General features: G+C 66.0%; 19 protein-coding genes. 11 read left to right on the forward strand and 8 right to left on the reverse strand.

The genetic code is table 11. The features are described from left to right. Positions 1 to 21: 21 nt before the first annotated feature. The 3 genes from VGK20_11635 to VGK20_11645 are packed head-to-tail and all read right to left on the reverse strand — an operon-like array spanning position 22 to position 1528. Positions 22 to 447 (reverse strand): arsenate reductase ArsC, encoded by a 426-nt coding sequence (locus VGK20_11635; GenBank protein HEY2774687.1) that lies wholly within the window; start codon positions 445 to 447, stop codon positions 22 to 24. Then, complete coding sequence (locus VGK20_11640; GenBank protein ID HEY2774688.1) at positions 444 to 1175, reverse strand: MIP/aquaporin family protein; 732 nt, start codon at positions 1173 to 1175, stop codon at positions 444 to 446. The genes VGK20_11635 and VGK20_11640 overlap by 4 nt, the downstream gene beginning before the upstream one ends. Further along, positions 1172 to 1528, reverse strand: a complete 357-nt coding sequence (locus VGK20_11645; GenBank protein HEY2774689.1) for a metalloregulator ArsR/SmtB family transcription factor — start codon at positions 1526 to 1528, stop codon at positions 1172 to 1174. The genes VGK20_11640 and VGK20_11645 overlap by 4 nt, the downstream gene beginning before the upstream one ends. A 101-nt stretch (positions 1529 to 1629) precedes the next feature. On the opposite strand from VGK20_11645, the gene VGK20_11650 reads away from it, so the two are divergent. From VGK20_11650 to VGK20_11660, 3 genes are all read left to right on the forward strand, one after another. Next, entirely contained in the window at positions 1630 to 2139 is a 510-nt protein-coding gene (locus VGK20_11650) for an ArsI/CadI family heavy metal resistance metalloenzyme (protein HEY2774690.1), read from the forward strand. Position 2140: 1 nt separating this feature from the next. Further along, the gene (locus VGK20_11655; GenBank protein ID HEY2774691.1) at positions 2141 to 2800 is read left to right on the forward strand and encodes a class I SAM-dependent methyltransferase; all 660 of its coding nucleotides are present in this window, start codon (positions 2141 to 2143) and stop codon (positions 2798 to 2800) included. Between the two features lie 100 nt (positions 2801 to 2900). Next, complete coding sequence (locus VGK20_11660) at positions 2901 to 3926, forward strand: glutathione S-transferase (protein HEY2774692.1); 1026 nt, start codon at positions 2901 to 2903, stop codon at positions 3924 to 3926. Here the strand turns inward: VGK20_11660 and VGK20_11665 are convergent. The 3 genes from VGK20_11665 to glf all read right to left on the reverse strand — a co-directional run bounded on the left by VGK20_11665 (position 3923) and on the right by glf (position 9242). Next, a complete protein-coding gene (locus tag VGK20_11665) occupies positions 3923 to 4762 on the reverse strand; it encodes an SDR family NAD(P)-dependent oxidoreductase (GenBank protein ID HEY2774693.1) in 840 nt (279 codons plus the stop codon). The two genes, VGK20_11660 and VGK20_11665, sit on opposite strands and share 4 nt — an antisense overlap. A gap of 139 nt (positions 4763 to 4901) precedes the next feature. Then, a complete protein-coding gene (locus VGK20_11670) occupies positions 4902 to 6731 on the reverse strand; it encodes a glycoside hydrolase family 2 TIM barrel-domain containing protein (GenBank protein ID HEY2774694.1) in 1830 nt (609 codons plus the stop codon). A 114-nt stretch (positions 6732 to 6845) separates the two neighbouring features. Further along, positions 6846 to 9242: a UDP-galactopyranose mutase gene (gene glf / locus VGK20_11675; GenBank protein ID HEY2774695.1), complete on the reverse strand. Its 2397-nt coding sequence runs from the start codon at positions 9240 to 9242 to the stop codon at positions 6846 to 6848. A gap of 703 nt (positions 9243 to 9945) precedes the next feature. Between glf and VGK20_11680 the strand changes: the two genes are divergently transcribed. Both VGK20_11680 and VGK20_11685 read left to right on the forward strand, forming a co-directional pair. Continuing rightward, the gene (locus VGK20_11680) at positions 9946 to 10632 is read left to right on the forward strand and encodes a hypothetical protein (protein HEY2774696.1); all 687 of its coding nucleotides are present in this window, start codon (positions 9946 to 9948) and stop codon (positions 10630 to 10632) included. Positions 10633 to 10691: 59 nt separating this feature from the next. Further along, positions 10692 to 12293 (forward strand): glycosyltransferase family 39 protein, encoded by a 1602-nt coding sequence (locus VGK20_11685; GenBank protein ID HEY2774697.1) that lies wholly within the window; start codon positions 10692 to 10694, stop codon positions 12291 to 12293. A 37-nt stretch (positions 12294 to 12330) separates the two neighbouring features. Here the strand turns inward: VGK20_11685 and speA are convergent, their stop codons facing one another. Continuing rightward, positions 12331 to 14253, reverse strand: coding sequence for a biosynthetic arginine decarboxylase (speA, locus tag VGK20_11690; GenBank protein ID HEY2774698.1), 1923 nt, complete (start codon positions 14251 to 14253; stop codon positions 12331 to 12333). Positions 14254 to 14372: 119 nt separating this feature from the next. On the opposite strand from speA, the gene VGK20_11695 reads away from it, so the two are divergent. Then, the gene (locus VGK20_11695) at positions 14373 to 15977 is read left to right on the forward strand and encodes an FAD-dependent oxidoreductase (GenBank protein ID HEY2774699.1); all 1605 of its coding nucleotides are present in this window, start codon (positions 14373 to 14375) and stop codon (positions 15975 to 15977) included. A gap of 72 nt (positions 15978 to 16049) precedes the next feature. On the opposite strand, the gene VGK20_11700 is transcribed toward VGK20_11695, so the two are convergent. Continuing rightward, positions 16050 to 18332: a DUF4215 domain-containing protein gene (locus tag VGK20_11700; GenBank protein ID HEY2774700.1), complete on the reverse strand. Its 2283-nt coding sequence runs from the start codon at positions 18330 to 18332 to the stop codon at positions 16050 to 16052. A gap of 320 nt (positions 18333 to 18652) precedes the next feature. On the opposite strand from VGK20_11700, the gene VGK20_11705 reads away from it, so the two are divergent. From VGK20_11705 to VGK20_11725, 5 genes are all read left to right on the forward strand, one after another. Continuing rightward, positions 18653 to 19384: a helix-turn-helix domain-containing protein gene (locus VGK20_11705; protein ID HEY2774701.1), complete on the forward strand. Its 732-nt coding sequence runs from the start codon at positions 18653 to 18655 to the stop codon at positions 19382 to 19384. Further along, positions 19371 to 20327, forward strand: coding sequence for a Rieske 2Fe-2S domain-containing protein (locus VGK20_11710; protein HEY2774702.1), 957 nt, complete (start codon positions 19371 to 19373; stop codon positions 20325 to 20327). Before VGK20_11705 ends, VGK20_11710 begins: the two co-directional genes overlap by 14 nt. Positions 20328 to 20338: 11 nt before the next feature. Continuing rightward, a complete protein-coding gene (locus VGK20_11715) occupies positions 20339 to 21547 on the forward strand; it encodes an amidohydrolase family protein (protein ID HEY2774703.1) in 1209 nt (402 codons plus the stop codon). A 128-nt stretch (positions 21548 to 21675) separates the two neighbouring features. Further along, positions 21676 to 22473, forward strand: a complete 798-nt coding sequence (locus VGK20_11720) for an acetoacetate decarboxylase family protein (GenBank protein HEY2774704.1) — start codon at positions 21676 to 21678, stop codon at positions 22471 to 22473. Position 22474: 1 nt separating this feature from the next. Beyond that, positions 22475 to 23347, forward strand: coding sequence for an SDR family NAD(P)-dependent oxidoreductase (locus tag VGK20_11725; protein ID HEY2774705.1), 873 nt, complete (start codon positions 22475 to 22477; stop codon positions 23345 to 23347). Positions 23348 to 23414 lie beyond the last annotated feature (67 nt).

Consider the following 23414-nt stretch of genomic DNA (forward strand, 5'->3'; position numbering starts at 1 on the left):
CAGACTGCTTGCCGGCGTTCTCTATGCGGTCGTCGACGACCGACTCGGCCGGCTCCAATCCTCGCGGACAATAAGCTCCCGGATGCGCGAGCGAATCTCGTCGCGGATCTCGCGAACTCGCTCGATGGGTTTTCCTTTCGGATCCTCGAGCGGCCAGTCCTCGCGCCGCACGCCGGGCACGACCGGGCACGCCTCGCCGCATCCCATCGTAACGAGGATCTTTGCACCCGCGGCAAGCTCGGCAGTCAGAAGTTGAGGACGGGCGCCGGCCAGGTCGATTCCTACCTCCTGCATTGCCGCGACAACTTCCGGATGAACCTGAGTCCCCGGCGAAGTTCCCGCGGAGATCGCTCTTGCATCAGACGGGTTCGCCAGTTCGTTGAAGAACGCGGCGGCCATCTGCGAGCGGCCCGCGTTGTGGACGCACGCAAAGATCACGAGGTTCACGCGATTGTCTCGGGCTGGGTGACGCGAGCCGATCGCACGTCTTCGTCGCGAACCGCCGCGGGTTCGGACAGCAGCCATCGGAAGAGCAGGGTGGAGCTGACGGCGCCCGCGAGTTGCACGACGACGAAACCGGCAACGTCGGCCGGAGCGATTCCCGCGAACGTGTTGCTGAGAGAGCGAGCCACGGTAACCGCAGGATTGGCAAACGACGTAGAGGCCGTGAACCAGTACGCCGCCGTGATGTAGGCAGCGACGGCGACTGCGACTCTCGACGAGGACCGCGAGCAGCCCCAGATCACCGTGAGGAGGCCGAACGTCGCGACGAATTCGCTCAGCAACTGTCCGAAGCCGTGGCGGGCGTGCTGCGATATCGAGAACGCGGGCAGCTCGAACATGAGATCGGCCAGCGCAACGCCGAAGATCGCGCCCGAGACCTGTGCCGCGAGATAGAGCACCGCATCTGCGGGCGGCAACTGTCGAGCCAGCACAGCCGAAAGAGTGACAGCCGGATTGAACTGAGCCCCCGATATCGGCGCCAGGCTGAGAATCAGCGCGGCCAGCGCGGCGCCGGTCGCGATCGTGTTCGCAAGAAGTGCCAGCCCGATGCTGTCCGGGAAAAACCGCTCGGCCATGATTCCCGACCCGACTACCGCCGCGAGCAGAAAGCAGGTGCCGATGCCCTCGGCGAAAGCTGGCCGGGCAAGCGTCGGAGTCGCATCGTCGCTTATCGTCGGTTCGCGACCTTCGGCCGGGGGATGCGCGTCGCGAGCGCGCTGCGGATCTCTTCGAGGCGGTCGGGAACGATCTTGTAGTAGACCCACGCTCCGCGCTTGTCGCGATCAAGGATTCCGGCGCCGTGCAGGACTTGCAGATGGTGCGTCATCGTCGGCTGCGAGAGGCCGATCGGCTCGGTGAGGTGGCAGACGCAGGCCTCCGACTCCGGCTGCGCGGCGATCAGGCTGAGGATGCGAAGCCGCGCAGGATCGGCCAGGGCCTTGAGCGAAGAGGCGAGCCCCTCGGCTTCGCTTTCGTTGAGCGCCGCGTGCAGGACCGGCGGACAGCAGGGGCTGATTTTCTTCATGGATAGATATTGACAGAGTTCGATATCCGACGCAATATCGACGCACGTCAATATCCCGACGCGAGAGCCACGCCGTATCCGCAATATTTGGAGGAAAACCCATGTCGAATACCTTCCACGTCGCCGTCTACGTCCAGGACATCCCCCAGGCGGTCGAGCAATACCGCAAGATGCTCGGAATCGAGCCCGCCAAGGTCCGCCATGACTATGCGAAGTTCGAGCTGGCCGATCCGCCGGTGATTTTCTCGCTGAACATCGGAGGTGAAGCCGGAAAGCTGAGCCACCTCGGCATTCGCTACGGCGATACCGGCGAGGTCGCGACCGAAATGGTCCGCGTAAAGCAGGCCGAGATTCCGCTTCTGCAGCAGACCGGCACCACGTGCTGCTACGCGAAGGCCGACAAGTTCTGGGTTCGCGACGCCGACGGGATCCCGTGGGAGATGTACGCACTGATCGAGGACGCCGATGCCGAGACGGCTGCCGACCCTTCGCTGCGGTCCTTCCTCGGCCAGCAGTCGGCCGGCACGAGCGGTGAATCGGAGCGCAGATCTCCTGCCGCCGACTGCTGCGCACCGGCGGGACTTTCGGGGAGTGCGTGCGCGGACAACTGACGTGACGAGGACGCTATCGCACGCCGACGCACGGCGCGTCTACGACCGGATCGGCTCGTTCCAGGACAGCCAGGCGTTCTACGAAGACAGGACGACCGGCGAGCTGATCGAACATGGTTCGTTCGAGCGAGCGACGCGAGTGTTCGAGTTCGGATGCGGGACGGGGCGCTTCGCAGAGTCACTCCTGACGAAGCGCCTCGGCCCGGCGGCGACTTACCGCGGGATCGATCTCAGTCCGACGATGGTCGGCTTGGCTAACCGTCGCCTGGCACGCTTTGCTCCGAGGGCCGAAGTGGTGCTCTGCGAAGGCGGTCCTCCCGTGCTCGAACCGGCCGCCGTCTACGATCGATGGGTGTCGAACTTCGTGCTCGACCTGCTTTCGGATCCGGAGATCGACGCCGTGCTCGAACAGGCGCACCGGATGCTCGCGCCGGACGGGTTGCTGTGCCTGGCGTCGTTATCGACGGGCCGGACCTGGTACGCGCAGGCGACGGCTCGACTCTGGCAAGGCATTCACACGCTCTCGCCTGAGCTGGTCGGCGGATGCCGCCCCATCGATCTCATTTCCAGACTCTCGGCGAACCGATGGAGAATCGTTCACCACCGCTCGCTCGCGCCGTTCCTGATTCCGTCGGACGCGATTGTCGCGATTCGCATTTAGCAGTCACGCAACACCACCGGTCGCCATCCCGAACACTACCACCTGGTGGGCAGCGCCGCGCGCTGGACAATCCCGCTCGCCGATGGCTTGAGATCCGCGCATGAGCGACACGATCCTCCGCATCGTCGGCGTCCCCGGCTCGCCGTACAGCCGAAAGCTGCGCGCCGTCCTTCGCTATCGGCGCATTGCGTACGCGTGGGTTGCCCTCGGATCTGCGGAGCATCGCACTTTGCCACGTCCGAAAGTCGAGCTGCTGCCCCAGCTCATCATGACCGGCGCCGACGGCTCTGCCGAAGCGCTCACCGACTCGACGCCTCTCATTCGTCGCCTCGAAGCTCTCCACGACGGCCGCTCCGTCGTACCGCCCGATCCTGCGGTCGCCTTCCTCGACGCCCTCGTCGAGGACTACGCCGATGAATGGCTGACCAAGGCGATGTTCCACTACCGCTGGGCTTTCGCGCCCGACATCGCGCAGGCCGCCGCGATCCTGCCGCGCTGGAGCATGCCGGCGGCGCCTGCCACGGACCTCGATGCGGCGGGACGCGCGTTCGCCGATCGCCAGATCGGGCGCCTCGGCGTCGTCGGCTCCAATGCGACGACGGCGGCGACCATCGAAGACAGCTATCGACGGTTGCTCGCGATTCTCGATTCGCGCCTGACCGGTTCGCGCTTCGTGATGGGAAACCGCCCGGGCAGTGCGGATTTCGCGCTCTACGGACAACTGACGCAGCTCGTGGGTTTCGACCCGACGCCGCGTGCCATTGCGCTCGAACAAGCGCCTCGAATCCTGGCATGGGTTGATCTCGTCGAGGATCTTTCCGGGCTGGAGCCGAAAGAGAGCGACTGGATCGCGCGCGACGAGGCGACGATCGCGCTCGCACCGTTGCTCCAGGAAATCGGTCGCGTCTACGCGCCGTTCCTCGTTGCCAACGCCGAAGCGCTGGCTCGCGGTGCCGAAGCAGTCACGTGCGTGATCGACGGAAGCCCGTGGACGCAAAAGCCGTTCCCGTATCAGGGCAAGTGCCTGGGCTGGCTGCGCGAGGGGTGGACGAGGCTTGCCGCCGCCGACCGCGCGACTCTTGCGCCCGTTCTTGCCGACACCGGCTGCGATCTTCTGTTCCGCTAACTCTTCGCAGAGCCCGGCTCCGCCACCTTGCGGTGCCTTTCGGCCAGGAACCCGGCTGGTGTGATGTTCGCCAGCAACGACGCGATCTTCGCCTGCCATCCGGCAACGACCTCGGCCTCTCCCCTGGCCATCGCTTCGAACCCTGCCTTGGCAACGTCCGCGGGATCGGCCTTCTCTTCGGTGCCGACCTTCGTGTCGAGCATTCCCGCTCGCTCGAAGAACTCCGTCTCGGTCGCGCCCGGCATCAGGCAGGTCACGGTAACGCCCGTGTTCTTGAGCTCGTTTCGCAGCGCGTACGAGAACGAATCCAGGAAAGCCTTCGATCCGTTGTAGACGGCCGAGAACGTTCCGGGAATGAAGCCGGCGATCGAGCCGGTAATCAGGATCCGGCCTTTGTCGCGCTCGCGCATCTCTCGCGCGATCTTCTGGATGAGATACACCGTGCCGGTGATGTTCGTGTCGATGACGTGGCGTACGTCCTGGAAATCCTGATCGAGAAAAGCGCGGCCAAGGCCGTGCCCCGCGTTCGCAAACAATACGTCGACCGGTCGGTCGTGCGTCGCCGCGCACAGACGGTCCACGCCCTCGTTGGTGGCCAGGTCGGCCTCGACGGCATCGACGCGGACGCCGCATTGCTTGAGCACTTCGGCTGCGTTGTGGATGTCCGGATCATCGGCGGCGAGCAGGAGATCCATGCCGTGCTCCGCAGCGCATTTGGCCAACTCGTAGCCGATACCGCTCGAAGCGCCGGTCACGATCGCGAATCCTCCGCGAAGGTGTCCGCAATATTTCGGCGAGTGACCGTGCGCTGCTTCTTCTCCCTTCTCTGCTTGCATCGCAGCCTCCGAAGCAGTCTCCGAGGAAGGAAAGGCGCGCCATTCCTATACGAAAGAAACGGCGCGCCAATTCCTATCCAAAAAGCAGTGACGATTGCGGTGCGAGGGACATTCAGCGCTTCTGGGCGAGATGGTCGCTTCATGCCCAGACGGGCTTTTCCCCCGGTGGCCCCATCGTCGCTGCGCGGATTCGTTCGATCGGGAATTTCGGATTGCGATGCTCGTCGAGAAGGCCGTTGGCTTCCTGGTACGTGTCGGTGAACTGCGTGTAGCAGAACCCGGTGAGAAGCCCGAGCGATCGCACTGCATCCATCAACCGTTCGTAAAGGCGCGCGAGATCCTCGGAGCTTTCACTGGAGTGATAACCCCACGCACCGATTTTGTTCGAGAGCTTGATGCCCCCGAACTCGGAAAGCACGACCGGATGATCGGCGTGCGGGCGATCGCCGACAACGAGACGGCGCCCTCCGGGTCTCTCCTGCAGCAGGAGGTGGGGAAGCATGCGGTCGCCGTGGTAACGGTGGCGCAGCCTGTCGGGGTTGGGGTCGTAGTCGTGCACGCCGATGATGTCGGTGGCGACGCTTTCCCAGCCGTCGTTGCCGACGACCGGCCGCGTCGGATCGAAGCTCTTCGTCAGGTGGTAAAGCGCTTCGATGTAGTGACGCTCGACGGCACTTTGCGGAAGATTGGGCACTCCCCATGATTCGTTGATCGGCACCCACGCGATGATGCACGGATGCGACGAATCGCGCGCGAGCACCCGTTCCCATTCGCGAGTGACCCTGGCAACGGCCGTCGGTGAGAACCGGTAGGCGCTCGGCATTTCTTCCCACACGAGCATGCCGAGCCGGTCGGCCCAGTACAGGTAGCGCGGATCCTCGACCTTCTGGTGCTTTCGCACACCGTTGAATCCCATGGCGCGCGCGAGCATCACGTCGCGAACCAGAGCAGCGTCGTCCGGCGCCGTCAGTCCGCTTTCGGGCCAGTAGCCCTGGTCGAGCGCCATTCTCAGGAAATACGGCCGTCCGTTGAGCACGAAGCGGTCGCCTTCGAGCGCGACCGAACGGATCGCCGTGTACGACCGCGCGCGATCGAGGAGTTTGCCGTCCGCCGTCCTCAGCTGCAGCTCCGCGTCGATGATTTTCGGATTGCGCGGGCTCCACAGCAGCTCGTTGCGGTAATCGTCGATTCCAGGATCGGAAAACGCCAGGCGCCGGTGCACTTCCCTGGAAAGAACTTCGTAGCTGTCGCGCGCAAGAACGCTGCCGCCGGAGCTCAGCGTGACGGAAAGCTGGAGACCCTTGTCGTCGGTGCAGCGGATCCACGCATCGAGCGAGCATTCCCAGTGTTCGAGACTCGTGTTCCACGCGAGGCGGTCGATTCGAAGCGGCGGAACGACCTCGAGCCACACCGTCTGCCAGATGCCCGTGGTACGCGGATACCAGATGGCATGCGGCTCGCGCTGCCAGTCCTGCTTTCCTCGGGGTTTTTCGAGGTCCAGCGGATCGTCCTCGGCGCGCACGACGAGGACCTGCTCCCCGGTGGGTACCAGGTAATCGGTGATGTCGAGTTGAAACGGCGTGTAGCCGCCCTCGTGCTCGCCGATGCGCTGGCCGTTGAGCCACACCGTCGCATGGTGATCCACGGCGCCGAAGTGCAGAAGCAGTCGCTTGTCGGGCGGCAGCGGCGGCGAGACGAAGCGACGCCGGTACCAGCACGCCGTATACATCCCTGTGTCGTGGATTCCGCTTCGTGCAGTCTCGGGAGAAAACGGAACCTCGATGATGTCACGCCAGACGACGTCGAGGACGCCCGTTGCCCCTTTGGGGTCGAGCGCGAACTCCCACCGGCCGTTGAGCGAGATCCACGAATCGCGTTGGAGCTGAGGGCGCGGATAGCCGCGCCCGTACGGGTCGAGCATGTCGCCCTCCAGGAGCACGAGCTCCTGGGAGCGAGTCTCCGGAATCATGCGCATTCGGCGCCAATACGCTGCAGGCACGGAGGGCGGCCCGGAAGAAAGCTGCCTCGCCTGCGGCGTTGCGCACTATACACCGTTTTGCGTGCCCAGCACTCGCGCTCCTCTTCAACTCGCATAGGCCAGGAGCTGTTTGCGCTGCATCCCGAGCAGGCGCGACGCCAGCGTCAGCGACTGTGCCACCACCTGGTCCATGTTGTAGTAGCGGTACGTCGCGAGGCGGCCGCAGAAGTGCACGTGCGGCGTTGCCTGGGCCAATGCCTCGTATCTGGCGTAAAGGCGCGCGTTCTCCGGCCGCGGAACAGGGTAGTACGGGTCGCCTTCGTCGCAGGGATACTCATAGACGATCGACGTCCTGCGGTGCTGCTGGCCGGTCAGGTGCTTGAACTCGGTGACGCGCGTGTAGTCGTATTCGTTGGGATAGTTGACGACGGCGACCGGCTGGTGAATCTCTTCGTCGAGAGTTTCGTGCGAGAATGCGAGCGCGCGGTACGGCAGTTTTCCGTAGCAGCAGTCGAAGTACTCGTCGACAGGGCCGGTGTAGATGATCTCGGTCGCGCGGATGCGCCCGAGCAGGCGCCGGTAGTCGATTCCGAGCGCGAGCGTGATGTTCGGATGATCCAGCATTCTCGTGAACATCGCCGTCATGCCATCGGCAGGCATCGCCTGGTATTTGTCGGTAAAGTAGCGGTCGTCGTGGTCGGTACGCACCGGGATGCGCGCGAGGACCGCGGCATCGAGCTCGCTCGGGTCCAGGCCCCACTGCTTTCGCGTGTAGTTGCGGAAGAACTTCTCGTACAGGTCGCGGCCGACGCGGCTGATGGCCGAGTCCTCCGACGTCACGATCTTTTCGCGCGCCTCGGTGACGCGGCCGAGGTAGCTCTCGAGTGCTTGCGAGTCGAGGTTCCAGCCATAGAGGCGGTTGACCGTATCCAGGTTGATCGGGATCGGCAGCAGCCTCGACTCGACACACGCGAGCACGCGGTGCTCGTACGGCCTCCACGTGGTGAACTGCGACAGGTATTGGAAGACGTCGGGCGAGTTCGTGTGGAAAATGTGCGGACCGTAGCGATGGACGAGAAGGCCGTAGGAATTGCGATAGTCGTACGCGTTTCCGGCAATGTGGGGCCGCACGTCGCACAGGAGCACCTTCTTGTGCGCGCGCGAGGCGAGGCGCTCGGCGACGACGCTGCCGGCAAATCCGGCGCCGACGACCAGCACGTCGAAGCAGGGGCGCGCCGGTTGCGCCATGGCGGGCGAGCCCGCGGCGGAAAGTCGCGCCGAGGTTCCGCCGACGCCGCTGCGTCCGCCGGCCGGAATTCCTACGCTGTCGCGTGAGCCGCGCGCCCCGCGCATCGCGGCGCCCCGGCCTGCGCCGTCGCCGGCGAGGCCCGGCGGCCCGGATGATCCGACTGCCGCGTCGACCAGCGATTTCATTGCCGACCAGGTTTGGTCCCACGAGATTCCGGCGAGAAATTCATCGGCGCGGCGCCGGCGCTCGGCGCTGTCGCTCGAGAGCAGGAACTCGATGCAGGACTCGAACTCTTCGGCAGTGTCGGCGATCTCGGCCAGTCCGAGCTCACCGTAGGGCCGGACGACGTCGCGAATCGATGTCGAGACGACGGGCCGCCCGCCCGCGAGGTACTCGGGCGTCTTGGTCGGGCTGATGAAATGGGTGGCCTCGTTGTGCGCGAACGGGAGCAGCGCGACGTCCCATCCGCCAAGATAAGCCGGGAGCTCCTCGTACGGCTTGGACCCGAGAAGATGAATGTTCGGCCGCTTCGGCACGCTTTCCGGATCGATCTTGGTGATCGGGCCGACGAGGACGATGTGCCAGTCGGGCCGGCGCTCGGCGAGTTGCTCGACAAGATCGAGGTCCATGCGCTCGTCGATCACCCCGAAGAAGCCGAGACGCGGGTGCGGAATATCCGCCTGGTCGGGCGGATCGACCTCCGGAGTGCGCGCCTTCGCAAAATGGGCGATGTCGACCGCACTCGGAAATGCGTGCACCGAGCGGTGCAGGAATCGCTTGGATTCGAAGAGGCTCTGGCCGCCGGTGAAAACGAGGTCGGCGACCCGGCAAAGCTCGCGCTCGAAAACTTTCAGGCGCGGCGAGGCGTTGCGGAATCCCGACAGCTCGTCCATGCAGTCGTAGACGATTGCCGCAGGCTCGAGCGCCGACGTGCTCTCGAGCCACAGCGGAGAGTAGTACCAGCTCACGAAGCGGCGGATTGCGCGCGAGCGGAAAAACTCCGGCAGCAGCTCCGCAATCGTCGTGGCGGTGTCGGCGCCCGCCGGCAGGTGCGGCGTCACGAGGTGGACACCGTGGCTCGTCAGTCGCAGCTCGAGACGGGCGCGATCGGAAGGCTTCGGCGACGGCTCTTCGAAAAAAAACACGCGCCGATCGCGTGCCCAGCGGGTCATCAGGTGATGCGGCCTCTGGAACACGAAGTCCCAGCGCAGATGGGAGAAACAGACAAGGTCGGGCTCGGGTGGTTTCGGCATTCGTCATCCTCACTGGCTCACTGGCAACTTTGCATCGCCTTTCCGGGTGCATGCGGCCTTCGCGGATACGCGAGACGGCCTGGCACCATGTCTGGTGCGCGCGAAGGTCGACGCTTCCGGAAGCGACGAGGTGCATGCGCGCTTCGATGATCCCGACACGAAAGCCTGCGGCGTCCAACGGCGTTTCGCGAAACCGCAGTTGCAGCATGGCGATTGAGCCCGCCCGCGGGTGTCGCCGCGTGATCCGCGGGGTGGGGTGGCCGGCTGCGCAAGTCGTCGCACGCGGGGGGCGACGCTCGTGCGTTGCGCGCGCGAGCGCGATAGCGAATGGTGAGCCGTGTCGCATCCGTTGCGCCGGGCGTGGGGAGTCGGCGCTGCTGCAGTGCGCCGCAGGATTCCCACCTGCGCGAAACGCGTCGCGCGCGGGCGAAGGCATCGTTGTCCATCCGGAATCTCCGGACGTCGAGTCGAACGGGACCCGATCCTGCGATCTGGCGACGGCGAGGACGGCAACCTGCCGGCGCAATCTCAAAAAGAATCCGAGGGAATTTCCCTCAGGCCAGACCGGCCGCGCTTGCCGCACGTCGTGGCATGACTCACAATCCAGGCAGCCGGAGCGGGAGGCACAAGCATGACCGCATCTCTCGAAACTCGGCCCTCGACAGCGATTTCGCGGCCATCGAGCCTGCGCCGACGCTACGCAATGACCACGGCGGCCAGTAACCGAAGGCCGCAGCGACGGCGCCGTCGACTGCCGCACCTGCGCTGCTCGATCGCCCTGGCCGCATCGCTTGCCTGCGCCTGCTCGGTCACCGCCGGCGAAATCCATCGCGGCGACATGCCGCCGCGCTCGAGCTATCTCGGGTTTTCGTTCGCACGGCCTGTAAGCTGGGAATGGTACCTGCTGCGCAGCGACGAGCACGACGACGACGTGATGCTTCGCCGTCACCTGCATCCGGAAAGTGATACGCACAGTTTCTTTGCGCGCGTGAGCCTCGGGCACCTGGACCGCCAGCCTGCCAGCGCCTCGGAATTTGCCGAGATGGCCCGCGCGACGTCGCAGGATGCGCCGTACCAGGTTCAGCTCGTCTCCTACGAGCAGCATCCCGCTCCGCGCCAGGAGCAATGGTGCATCCGCTTCGATTCCTCGTACCTCGTGCGCGGTTCTCCCGTCGCACCGCACGAGGACCTGACGATGATCCTGCGCGGATACCGCTGCCTGCATCCGAAGTGGCCGCGAACCACTCTCGATTTCTTCTACAGCGAGCGAGGACCGGCCAGCGAAATCGATCCGGGGCTGTCGAGAGAGGGCGAAGCGTTCCTTGACGGCGTCCGCATCGACATGGCAACGGACATGCCTGCCAACGCAGCATCTTCGGGCTCCATGTAAACTTACGACGGCGAGCCCGCTGCTTCCGGCGCTCGGCCCGCTGCGATAGGATTGCGCTGGTGATCGTCGGGCCGACTTCCATCTCGCCGCCGGCCATCGTCGCGCGGGTGCTGAGGGCGCTCGTGCTCGGCGCGATCGTGCTCGCGGCTTTTGCGATCCGCTACCCCGCCGTCACGTTCGGGCTTCCCGCACTCGTGCATCCCGACGAATACGCGGTCGTCGATCCGTCGCGGCAGATGGCGGAGACCGGCAATCCCGATCCGGGCACCTTCGTCTATCCGTCGCTGTTCTACTACGTGCAGGCGGTTTCCTACCGCTTGCGCTACGCCCTGTCCGATGCGCCGACGTTCGCCGACGTTCCGCTGACGACGATCTACATCACCGGCCGCACCGTGACGGTGCTGTTCTCGGTGGCGACGGTCCTTGTCGCCTATCTCTGCGCCGTCGAAATCTATGGCGGCGGCGCCGCGCTCATCGCGGCGGCGCTGACCGCGTTCAGCCGCCTGCACGTCGCAAACTCGCTGCCGATCACGACCGACGTGCCGATGACGTTCTTCGTGACGCTGTCGCTCTGGATGAGCGTGCGGATCTGCACGCGCGGCGGTCGGATGCGCGACTACGCCGCTGCGGCGTTCGCCGCCGGGCTCGCGGCCAGTACGAAGTACAACGGCGGACTGGCGATTCTTCCGGTGTTGGTCGCGCACGTCGTTTGCTTCTCGAGGTCACGCGCGGTGCCGGCGGGCCGGCACGCCGCGGGCGCGACATGGCCGGCATCGCTCGCAGACGGGCGGCTCGCGCTGGCGGCGGTCGCAGGCGTGCTCGGGTTCGTGGTCGCGACTCCCTATTCGGTTCTTCACCCCGATCTCTTCGTGGCGTTTCTCGACGCCCTGCACGACCGCTACGTCACGATCGACTCCGGCGCAGTGTCGCAGGGGACGAGCTACGGATTCTATTTCGGTGCGCTCAGCGACGGCTTCGGTGCGCTGCCGCTGGCCGCGGCGGCGGTAGGGCTGGCTCTTCTCGCCATTCGCAAACCGCGCGTCGCGGCGATCCTGGCAGTATTCCCGATTGCGTGGTTCGCGGTCATGGGCGCCTATCCGGTGCATTTCGACCGCAACATCGTCGCGGTGGTGCCGTTCGCGGCAATCGCGGCGGGCTGCTCGATCATGGTACTGGCCGACGCGGCGGCGCACACCCCTCGCGGCCGATGGCGTGTCTCGATGTGGGTGGCGACGGCTTGCACGGCGGCACTTCTTGCCGTCGGCGGCAACCGGCAACTGGCGGCGGCGAGGGAATACACCCGCGTTCTCGTGCTGCCGAACACCCAGTGGCTGTCCAAGACCTGGATCGATGAGAACCTGCCGCGCGGAAGTCTCATCGCGCGCGAGCACTACACGCCGGCGGTCGATGCGCAGCGCTTCCACGTGTTCGAGGTGGGATTCTGGGGACTGATCAGCTCGGCGGACGTCGAAGGGTGCGATTATTTAGTCGCGAGCAGCGGCGACTTCGGCCGCTTCGTCAACCACCCCGACCAGTTTCCCGAGGAAGCGGCGGCCTATCACAGCCTGTTCGCGAGCTACGACCTGATCAAGACTTTCCGCGGCGACGGCCTCACGGCGACCGGGCCGGAGATCCGCGTCTACCGGCGCCGGGCATCGTGATCGAAACGCCGCCCGCGCAAGAGCGCTGGCGCGCCCGTCAGTGCCCGTGCACTTCTTCGAGGTAGGTATAGCCGTTGAGCCCGTCCTCATAGAACTTGAGGAAACGCCCCGCTTCGAGGTGATCGAGCCTGCCGGCGCGAACCGCCTGGTCCACTGCCGTCTGCAGCTTGTGCACGAGCTGGTCCTTGGGGAACTGCACGTAGTTGAGCACTTCGCTGACCGTGTCGCCCTTGATCACGCTGCCGATCACCACTTCGCCGTTCTCGGTAAGGTCGACGTGCACGGTATTGGTGTCGCCGAACAGGTTGTGCAGGTCGCCGAGGATTTCCTGGTAGGCGCCGACGAGGAAGGCGCCGAGATAATACGGCTCGCCGTTGAAGCAGTGGAAGCGCAGCGTGCGCCGCACGTCGCGGCGGTCGATGAAGTGGTCGATCTTGCCGTCCGAATCGCAGGTGACGTCGCCGATCACCGCGTGCTGGGTGGGCGCCTCGCCGAGGCGGTGGATCGGCATCACGGGAAAGAGCTGCTTGATCGCCCAGCTGTCGGGCATCGACTGGAACAGCGAGAAGTTGCAGAAGTAGGTATCCGACAGCATCAGGTCCAGGCCCTCGAGCTCCTCGGGCACGTAGTCGAGCTGTTCGGTGATCTTGCGGATCTTGCGCAGCGTCGCGAAGAACAGGTTCTCGATCAGGCAGCGCTGGTCCAGCGGCAGGTAGCCCGTGGCGAACTGGTTCATCGCGGTGTCGAGCGCCTGCTGGGCGTCGTGGTAGCTTTCGAGCACGTTGCGCGGCGTAAGACCGTGGTAGGTCTGCAGCAGGTCGTGCAGCGGCTGCTCGGCATCGTCGGGCACCGCAAGAGGAACCTGCTCTCCGCCGCCCTGGCCGGATACGCCGAGGCAGCCGAAGATCAGTGCCGCGTGGTACGCCGTCAGCGCCCTTCCGCTCTCCGAAACGATGTTCGGATGGGGCACGCCCGCCTCGTCGCAGATGCTCTGGATATGGTAGACGACGTCGTTGGCGTACTCCTCGAGCGTATAGTTCATGCTCGATTCGAAATTCGTCTGGGAGCCGTCGTAGTCGACGCCGAGCCCGCCGCCGACGTTGATCGTCTCCAGGCCCGCTCCCCGCTGGTACAGCTCGGTGTAGATGCGGGCAGCCTCGATGAGCGCGGCCTTCACGTAGCGAATGTTGGTGATCTGGCTGCCGAGGTGGAAATGCAGCAGCTTGAAGCAGTCGGCCATGCCGTGGCCTTTCAGCTCTTCCAGGCCCATCAGGATTTCGCTGGCGGTCAGCCCGAACTTGGAGCGGTGACCGCCCGAAGCCTGCCAGCGCCCGGAGCCGCGGGCCGCGAGCTTGACGCGCATGCCGATCTGGGGACGCACGCCGATGCTCTGGGCGCTCTTCAGGATCAGGTCGAGCTCGGTGTATTTCTCGACCACCGGCGTGACGTTGCGCCCGACCTTGTGCGCGAGCATTGCCATTTCGATGAACTCGCTGTCCTTGAAGCCGTTGCAGATGATCGGCGAGTTGGCCTCGGTCATCGCGACGACGGCCAGCAGCTCCGGCTTGCTGCCGGCTTCCAGGCCGAACCCGAATTCCTTGCCGCAGCGGACGATTTCCTCGACGACGTGCCGCTGCTGGTTGACCTTGATCGGGTAGACGCACGAGTAGCCTCCCCCGTAGCGGTGCTCGGCAATCGCGCGCGCGAAGACGTCGTGCATCTCGCGGACGCGGTCCTTGAGGATGCCGTTGAAGCGCACGAGAAGGGGAAGGTCGAGCCCGCGAAGCTGCATCGAATCGACGAGCTGCTTCAAGTCCACCGAACGGGTCGGGTCCTTCTCCGGGTGGCACAGAAGGTGCCCGGCGGTCGAGACCGAAAAGTAGCCTTTGCCCCAGCCCGACACCTCGTACAGCTCGGCGGCATCCTGCGTGGACCAGCGGCGGGTCGCGTCCTGGATCATCCTCGCACGTATAGGCGATGCTCGCGTCGTGTCGAGCGTCGCGGCCGCTTTTTTCGGCCGCCTGTGCCCGCGCCGGCAAGCGTTGCGGGACGGCGCGCGCTACAACGCGCCGACACCAGATGATCCGCGATCTCGAGCTTCGCGTTCCGGCCACGCAAGCAGCCGGGCCTCTGGCGCAGGCGGCGGCCAGGGCCGTGGGCGTGGCCGTTTCGCGGATCCGCCACGTTACGCTGCTGCGCCGAAGCCTCGACGCGAGGCCGCGGCCGGCAGTGTTCCAGCTCAAGATCCGCGTCTGGATCGACGAGGAGCCGCAGCCGGAGCGGGGATTCTCGCTGGACCTGCGCAACGTGGCGGCCGCCGCTCCCGTCCTCGTCGTCGGAGCCGGGCCCGCCGGCCTGTTTGCCGCCCTCAAGCTGATCGAAGGCGGCCGCCGCCCGCTCATTCTGGAGCGGGGCAAGGAGGTGAGGGCGCGCCGTCGTGACGTTGCCCTGCTCAGTCGCGACGGCATCGTCGACCCCGACTCCAACTACTGCTTCGGGGAAGGCGGCGCAGGAACGTTTTCCGACGGCAAGCTCTACACGCGCTCGACCAAGCGAGGCGAGGTAGCCCGGATCCTTTCGATCCTCGTGCAGCACGGCGCGGCGGCCGACATCCTCGTCGACGCGCATCCGCACATCGGCACCAACCGCCTGCCCGCGGTCGTGCAGGCGCTGAGGCAGACCATCGTCGGCTGCGGAGCGGACGTGATCTTCGGCGCCAGGGTGGAAGCGCTGCTTCGCCGCGACGGCCGCATCTTCGGCGTTCGCACCGGCGACGGCCGCATCTTCGAAGGCGATGCAGTCGTGCTCGCCACCGGACACTCGGCGCGCGACATCTACACGATGCTCGGGCGGGAAAAGCTCGCGCTCGAGCCGAAGCCGCTCGCGATGGGAGTGCGCGTCGAGCATCCGCAGGACCTCATCGACCGCATCCAGTACGGGAGCGCTCCGCGGCCCGAAGGCCTTCCTGCAGCGTCGTACTCGCTGCTGCATCGAAGCCAGGGCCGCGGCGTGTATTCGTTCTGCATGTGCCCCGGGGGCGTGATCTGCCCGGCAACTACGGCGTCGGGCGAGGTTGTCGTCAACGGCTGGTCGCCGTCGCGTCGCAACTCGCCCTGGGCCAACTCCGGCATCGTCGTCGAGACTACGGTCGAGGATGCGCGCAAGGTCGCGCGCAATTTCGCGCACGATCTGGCGCGGGATCCGGCGCCGGATCTGGAAGGAGACGACGCGCTGGCCGGCATGCGGCTGCAGGCGTCGATCGAAGAGGCTGCAGCAGACGCCGGCGGGGGACGGGCGATGGCGCCTGCCCAGCGTCTGCTCGATTTCCTCGCCGGTCGCGACAGCGCTTCCCTGCCCGCCTGTTCGTATCCGCCCGGCGTCACGGCCGCCGATCTTTCGTCGGTGCTCCCCGCGGCGCTCACGTCGGCGCTTCGCGACGGCTTTCGCGAGTTCGGCCGGAAAATGGCCGGGTTTCTCACGGAGGAGGCCATCGTCGTCGGCGTCGAGACCCGCACGTCGGCGCCCGTTCGCATCCCGCGCGATCCGCGCACTTCGATGCATCCCCAGCTCGAGGGCCTTTTCCCCTGCGGCGAAGGGGCCGGTGCCGCCGGTGGAATCGTCTCGGCTGCGATGGACGGCGAGCGCTGCGCAGCAGCAGTGCTCGCGGCGGGCTCAGGAAACTAGCCCGCTGAAAAAGAAAGGGCCGGCCCCTCTTTCGAGAGGCCGGCCCTTTGTCGTGCGCCGCGGGCGCGCGCCTTACGGAGCGCCGAGCAGCAGAGGCACGTGGTTGATCGCGGCCTGGTGCCTCAGGTCGACACGCTTCTTGCCGCTGATCAAGGCACCGTCCCAGGTGCTGTTCTGGTCGACCTTGATCTTGCCGTTCGGGCAGAACGCGGTGCCCTTGCCGGTGACCTTCTGGCCGTACTTGCACAGCCCCTTGCCGTAGATGATCACGCGCGACGCATCGGCTCCGTTGATGAGCTGGATCGTCGTGTCGAACGACAGGTAGATCTTGCCGCTGACGCGCAGCACGAACGCGACCCCGGGGATGTTCGCGCCGTCCAGGATCAGGTTGGAGTGGTCGCCGCCGAACAGCTTGCGGAAGTCGATCACGTTGAGTGCGCCGGTGGCCGTCAGCGTCAGGCTGCCGCTGATCGGGATCTCGACCTTACCCTTGTTGTCGGTCTGGTTGAGGTTATCCAGCAGTCCGGTCGACGGAACGATCGTGTCGATCGCGTCCTGGCAGTCGGCGACACGCGTGCAGCCGCCGGTCGCGTCCAGATCGCGGGTCGGGTTGTCCGTCTGGACGGCCGAGCTTCCGGCCGCGACGGTGAACTGGTTGAGGCCCGGCAGCGTCACGTCGCTCGGGCGTCCGCTGATCGCCGATCCGCCGGTGCAGATGTCGCCGATCTCGTCGGTCAGCGCGCCCCACTGCGAGCCGGTTCCGCTCGCCTCGGTCGCGATGACGTCGCCGTTGACCGAGTTGGTGTCGCCGATGCGCGTCTTCTTCGCGCAGGAGTGACCGGTGATGTCCACTTCACCGCGGGTGCGGATCTGCACGGTCTTGGTCGGGTTGCCGCCGACGATCACCCAGTCACAGGCTGCCGGGATGATCGGCGGGCTGCCGACGCAGTCGCCGTTGCTGCAGTGGTCGCTGAGGGTGCACAGCTTGCCGTCGTCGCACGTCGCCTGGTCGTCCGGCGTGCAGACCGACGGGGAAGGCGGCGGATTGTCGCCGGTTGGCGCCGCGCCCGAGCACTTCCAGCAGGTCTCGACCGTGCAGGTGGAGCTGCAGCCGTCACCGCTGGCGTTGTTGGCGTCGTCGCAGGTCTCGCCGAACTCGAGGACGCCGTCGCCGCAGTTCACGCAGACCGACGAGTTCTTGCAGCTCGTTCCGGCGCCGCTGAAGCTGCCCTTGAGGTCGGCGCAGGCCGATGCCGTGACATCGCTGCACTGAGCCTGGCCGAAGCAGCAGGCGCCGCTCTCGAGCGTGCAGGTCGAGCTGCAGCCGTCGCCACTGGCGGTGTTGCCGTCGTCGCACTGCTCCAGCACCTTGCTGCTCTGGTTGATGATGCCGTCGCCGCAGGTGGCGAGGGTGCAGTTGTTCTTGCAGAAGTCGGCATCGCTCGTGTTGCCGTCGTCGCACTGCTCCTTGCCGCCGTCGTTGACGACGCCGTCGCCGCAGAACTCGAGGACGCAGGTGGAGCTGCAGCCGTCACCGCTGACGGTGTTGGCGTCGTCGCACTGCTCGAAGCCGGCGTAGACGAAGCCGTCGCCGCAGGCGGCCGCGTGGCAGTTCACGCAGGCGTCGGTGTTGTCCGTATTGGCGTCGTCGCAGGTCTCGGTGCCGTTGTTGACGAGGCCGTCGCCGCAGAACTCGAGGGTGCAGTCGGAGCTGCAGCCGTCGCCGCTGGCGGTGTTGGCGTCGTCGCACTGCTCGACGTCGGTCTGCACGAAGCCGTCGCCGCAGGTGGCGAGCTGGCAGTTCACGCAGCCGTCCGTGTTGTCCGTGTTGGCGTCGTCGCACTGCTCGAAGCCGGTGTGCACGAAACCGTCGCCGCAGGTGGCGACCTGGCAGTTCACGCAGGCGTCGGTGTTGTCGGTGTTGGCGTCGTCGCACTGCTCGGTGCCCATGTTGTTGGTGACGCCGTCACCGCAGAACTCGATCTTGCAGTTGGCCGAGCAGCCGTCGCCGCTGACCGTGTTGCCGTCGTCGCACTGCTCCGGGCAGAAGCCGATGGAGCGGCCGCGCGGGATGGTGCAGTCGTTGACGACGTGATCGCCGCAGAATTCCGTCTGGCACGTGGAGTTGCAGCCGTCGCCGCTCACCGTGTTGCCGTCGTCGCACTGTTCGCCGGGCTCGACGACGAAGTTGCCGCAGGCGGGCTCCAGCACCGTGGTCGTAGTGATCAGCTCCGTCGTCGTGGACACGCCGCCCGCGTGAGCCGCGCCGGTTGCAATGAACAGAAAGGCCGCCGCAACGGCGGCACTACCAAGCAATCGCCGGCACGACGACGACGAAATCGACGGAATCCGCATGGAACTACCTCCGAGCACGAGGGCCGCTCCTCCCTTGGAGCGGCTCTGTGGTTACGCGCTCCCCCCGGGAGTGCAGGCGCAGACGTTTTCACGATGGAGCAGGTGGAGCAAGGCCCCCGAATGCAAAAAAGCGGTGCGTACGCCTGTAGTTCCGTTCAGTCGCACTGCCGAGACCCGCGGCCGCGATGGGCTCTCAGGCACGCGTTGACCCCGGAAGGGACCTCGGGGCTGCGCCGCGGCCCCCCGAAGCGGGGGCAACAAAAGTATACTGACAGTATACTCTTGCATTGTCGTATATCGACCGCTAGCTTCCGCGGCGGATGGACGCCCTGATTTCCGAGCCGGACGAGCCGGTTGCCGCCGTCCCCGGGCGCCGCGAGCGCCGCAAGCTCGAGGTGCGCCGACGCATGGTCGAGGCGGCCGAAGCGCTCTTCGAAGAAAGGGGCGTGCACGCGACGACAGTGGCCGAGATCTGCGACCGCGCCGACGTCGCGCACAAGACGTTCTTCAACCATTTCCCCGCCAAGCAGGACCTGGTCCGTGCGATGGCCGACGCATCGATGGAAATCCTGCTGGGCGAGATCGACCGTGCCCGCCGCCACGGCCGCGACACCCGCGAAAGGCTTGTGCTGTTCTTCGAAAGCGTCGCCGAGCGCGCCCGTGCCGCCGGGCCGATGCACCGCGAGCTCCTCGCCGAGATCATCCATGCCGCCCAGCACGCCGACGACGAGCCGGCCAACGCCCGGCGACTTCATGCGGCGTTCTCGGCGATCGTGCGCGACGGCGTCGCTGCCCGCGAAGTCACTGCCCGCCACCCGGCCGAAACGCTGACGGACACGATCCTCGGGACGTACTACGCGCTGATGTTCAACTGGGCGAACCTCGAGGCGTACCCGATCGTCGAAAGGGCGCGATCGGCCGCCGCGTTCCTCGCCGACGCGCTCGCCGCCGGCGCAGCGAGCGCCAGCGAGCCGCCCGCGGTTCCGCTGCGCGCGGTTGCCGGCAGATCACGGCAGCGACAGGAAAGGGAGAGACGAGATGGCAAGGCGTGAAGTCGAAAATACCGTGCTGCCGATCCCGAACGGCTGGTTCGCCGTCGAGTGGAGCAGGGAACTGATCGACGGCCAGGTCAAGAGCATCCACTACTTCGGCGAAGACCTGGTGATCTTTCGCGGGCGCTCCGGAAAAGCGCACGTGCTCGATCCTTACTGTCCCCACCTCGGCGCCCATCTGGGCGAAGGCGGCCGCGTGATCGGCGACGGGCTGCGGTGCCCTTTCCACGGATGGACGTACGACGGCGACAGCGGCCATTGCACGCAAATTCCCTACTGCGAGCGGATTCCGCCCAAAGCGGCGGTGCGCTCGTGGCCGGTCGCCGAGAAGAACGGAATGATCTTCGTCTGGCACCACGACGCCGGCGCGGCGCCGAGCTGGGATTTTCCGGAGCTTACCGAGATCGGTCACCCCGACTGGTCGGAGCCGCGCACCTTCGAGCTCGAAGTGCCGGTGCACGTGCAGGACATGCACGAGAACAACAACGATCCCGTGCACTTCCAGTTCGTGCACGGCAACACCGAGCCGCTGCCCTCCGAGATTTCCTACGCTGCCGACGGCCGTGCCTACCGCATCTCGAGCACCCAGGTTCGCGACACGCCCTACGGACGCTTCGAGACCACGCTCGTGCGCGACTCGTGGGGAATCGGACTTTCGGCCGTCAGCACGGTCGGCATTCCGAATGCCGGGCTGCTGATGTTCTCGTCGACGACGCCGGTCGACCAGGGCCGCACGTTCTCGCGCTGGCTGCTCACGGCGACCAGGAACATGGTCGACCTTGCCGGTGAGGACTTCATGAACGGGTTGACCAGCGGCGTGATGCAGGACCTTCGCATCTGGTCGAACAAGGTGCACCGCGCGCGTCCCGTGCTCTGCGAAGCCGACACCTACCTGGCCGAGTTCCGCCAGTGGGTGAAACAATTCTACAGCGAAGCCGCCTGAGGATTACTGCGATGGACCGTCTGCTCGTCGTCTCTTCCGACTGTCATGCCGGGCTCCCGCCCGATCGCTACCGCGAGTACCTCGACCCGCAGTACCGCGACGCGTTCGACGTCGCGCTGCCGATCCAGATCGCCGAGATGCAGAAGATGTCGAAGATGTTCCTCATCGACGACATCAACGAACAATGGCGGGTGGACGCGGGCTCGGGCCTGAGCGGGGCGTGGGACCACGTTGAGCGCCTGCGCGTCATGGACGGCGACGGGATCGCTGCCGAAGTCATCTTTCCCGACGGCATCACCGAGATGAACACGCCTCCGTTCGGTGCCGGACTATCGCTGCCTGTCGAGGAGCGCATCGTCCCGGAGCTTCAGTGGGCAGGGGCCAGGGCGCACAACCGCTGGCTGGCCGAGCTCGTCGCGATGGCTCCGAACCGACGGGTCGGAGTCGCGCTGGTACCGGCGCTGTGGGACGTGGCCGAAGCGGTGAAGGAAGTGGAGTGGGCCGCTGCCAACGGTCTTCGCGGCATTCTTCTTCCTTGCGTGTGGGGCAAGCTCGACGCCTACCATCATCCCAAGTACGAGCCGCTGTGGGCGGCGTGCGAGGACCACGGCGTCATCATCCATTTCCATTCGGGCGCCGCGCCGATGGAAGATGCTTTCGGTTCCCTCATCGCGCCCGACGGCATTGCCAGGCCCGGGGCGATGGGCATCTACGTCTCCGAAGTCGTCTGGTGGGCGGTGCGGCCGCTGACGTACCTGATCTGGGGCGGAGTCTTCGAGCGCCATCCGCGACTTCGCGTCGCGATCACCGAGAGCACGACGATCTGGGTTCCCGAGTACCTCGCGCTGCTCGACCAGCGTTACTCGGAGACGCACTATGCCGCCAAGCTCGGCGACTACCGCAGTCATCTCAAGAGCAAGCCGAGCGAATACTTCGCGCGCCAGGTGGCGCTCGGCGCATCGTGCATGTCACGACGCGAGGCCGAGCAGCGCCACCAGATCGGCATCGACTGCATCATGTGGGGAAGCGACTATCCGCATCCCGAAGGCACCTGGCCGGTGACCAAGCCGCAGATGCACCAGGCGTTCGACGGGCTCCCGCATCGCGAAGTCGCCGCGATGCTCGGCGGCAACGCCGCGCGCTTCTATGGCCTCGACGTTGCAGCGCTTTCGCCGCTCGTCGAGCGGATCGGGCCGCCGGCCGCGAGTTTTGCATCCTGATCGCAGCCCGAAAGGGCGAGAATCGAGAATCCGCAGCCCGAAACGGCGAGGATCGAGAATCCGCAGCCCGAAGGGCGAGGATCGAGAATCCGCAGCCCGAAGGGCGAGGATCGAGTGGGAGGAAAACGATGTCCAAGCTGCGCTACGTCAAGACTGCCGGCCAGATCGCCAAGGCCCGCCAGAACAACCAGGAGTTCCTCGAGAGCACGGTAAGATCCCTGCGCTTCGTCTACGAGACGGACGCCGAGATCGCCGCCGCGCTGGTTCCCCAGCCGCTCGTCGTCGATCCGTCGAACCAGGTGTGCGTGACGTTCTCGCACGTGGCGATCCATATCAGCAAGGATTTCACGTTCGAGATCGGCTCGGCGATTTTCGGCGTCAAGGCGACGTACGAAGGAGTCGGCGGGATCTACCTCGTGACGATGCCGATGACGACGGAGCAGGCCGTCGTGCCCGGGCGCGAGACTTTCGGAGAGCCGAAGAAGATCGCCGCGATCGATTTCAAGAAGGACGGCGACCGCGTCAGCTGCGACGTCACGCGCATGGGATTCACCTACCTCGAAGGCAAGGGCCGCATCGGCGCCGATCTCGGGGCGCGCGAGTTCACCGAGTACGGCTTCTGCTACAAGGCTCTTCCTGCCTGCGAGAAGTCGCGGGCCTTCGACGTCGAACCGCTGCTGGTGCGACTCGAATGGCGCCACCGCCATACCGCCGTGCATCGCCTCGAGGATGCCGAGCTGAACCTTTACGATTCGATGTTCGATCCGGTCGCCGACGTTCCGGTGCGCCGCCTCGTCACGGCCGAATACGAAGAAGGAAGCGCTGAGAGCAACGGCCGCGTGCTGCGCAGCGTGCCCGGCGCCTGGCTCGAGCCATTCCTGCACCAGCGCTACGACGATACGTCCGGAGACGGCATCGAGCTCTGAGATGAAAGAGTTTCGCGGAAAAAACGCCGTCATCACCGGCGGCGCGAGCGGCATCGGCCTTGCGATCGCGAACGTGCTGGCGCGCGAGGGCGCGCGCATCGTCATTGCCGACGTCGAGCAGGGCGCCCTGGATCGGGCAGTCGCCGGGCTTCGCTCCGGCGGCGCCGACGCGATCGGCGTTCGCACCGACGTCAGCTCCTTCGAGTCGATGCAGGCGCTCGAAAAAGCGGCGGTCGCGGCATTCGGCAACGTGCACGTCTTCGTCGGCAACGCCGGCGTCGGTGCCCACGAGGACGTCTCGATCTGGGATCTTCCGCTCAGCGACTGGCGCTGGTGCATGGCCGTCAACGTCTGGGGCATCGTCCACGGGATCAAGGCTTTCGTGCCGGGCATGATTGCGCACGGCGAAGAAGGACACGTCGTGCACACGTCGTCGGGAAACGGCGGACTGGTGCTGGTGCCGACGACGCCCATCTACTCGGCGACCAAGGCTGCCGTCAGCGCGATCACCGAATCGCTGCACCTGCAGCTTGCGATGCAGGGCGCCAAGATCCACGCGCACGTGCTGTACCCGGGGCCTCACATCGTCTCGTCCAACATCTTCACGGCGGCGCGAAACCGCCCGGACCAGTTCCGGCGCGAGACCGAACAGGTGGCGCCGCCGGTGACGCTGGAGAGCCTCGGACAGATCTTCGAGGCGATGGGACGCAAGCTGGAGACGACGAGCCCGGCCGAGGTCGCGCAGCACGCGCTTGCCGGTCTTCGCGAGGATCGTTTCTACATCCTTCCGTGGAATGACGAAGGCATGAAGCGCTTTCGCGCCCGGATCGACGGCATCTGCGAGCTCAGGAATCCCGAGCCGCGATTCTTCTGAAGCAATGATGAAGCGCGCCGCACCTTGCGAGGCGGCGCGGCCTTGATGCCACAGCGGGCGTCGCGTA

It is taken from the genome of Candidatus Binatia bacterium (assembly GCA_036493895.1).
GTDB lineage: Bacteria > Desulfobacterota > Binatia > UBA1149 > CAITLU01 > DATNBU01.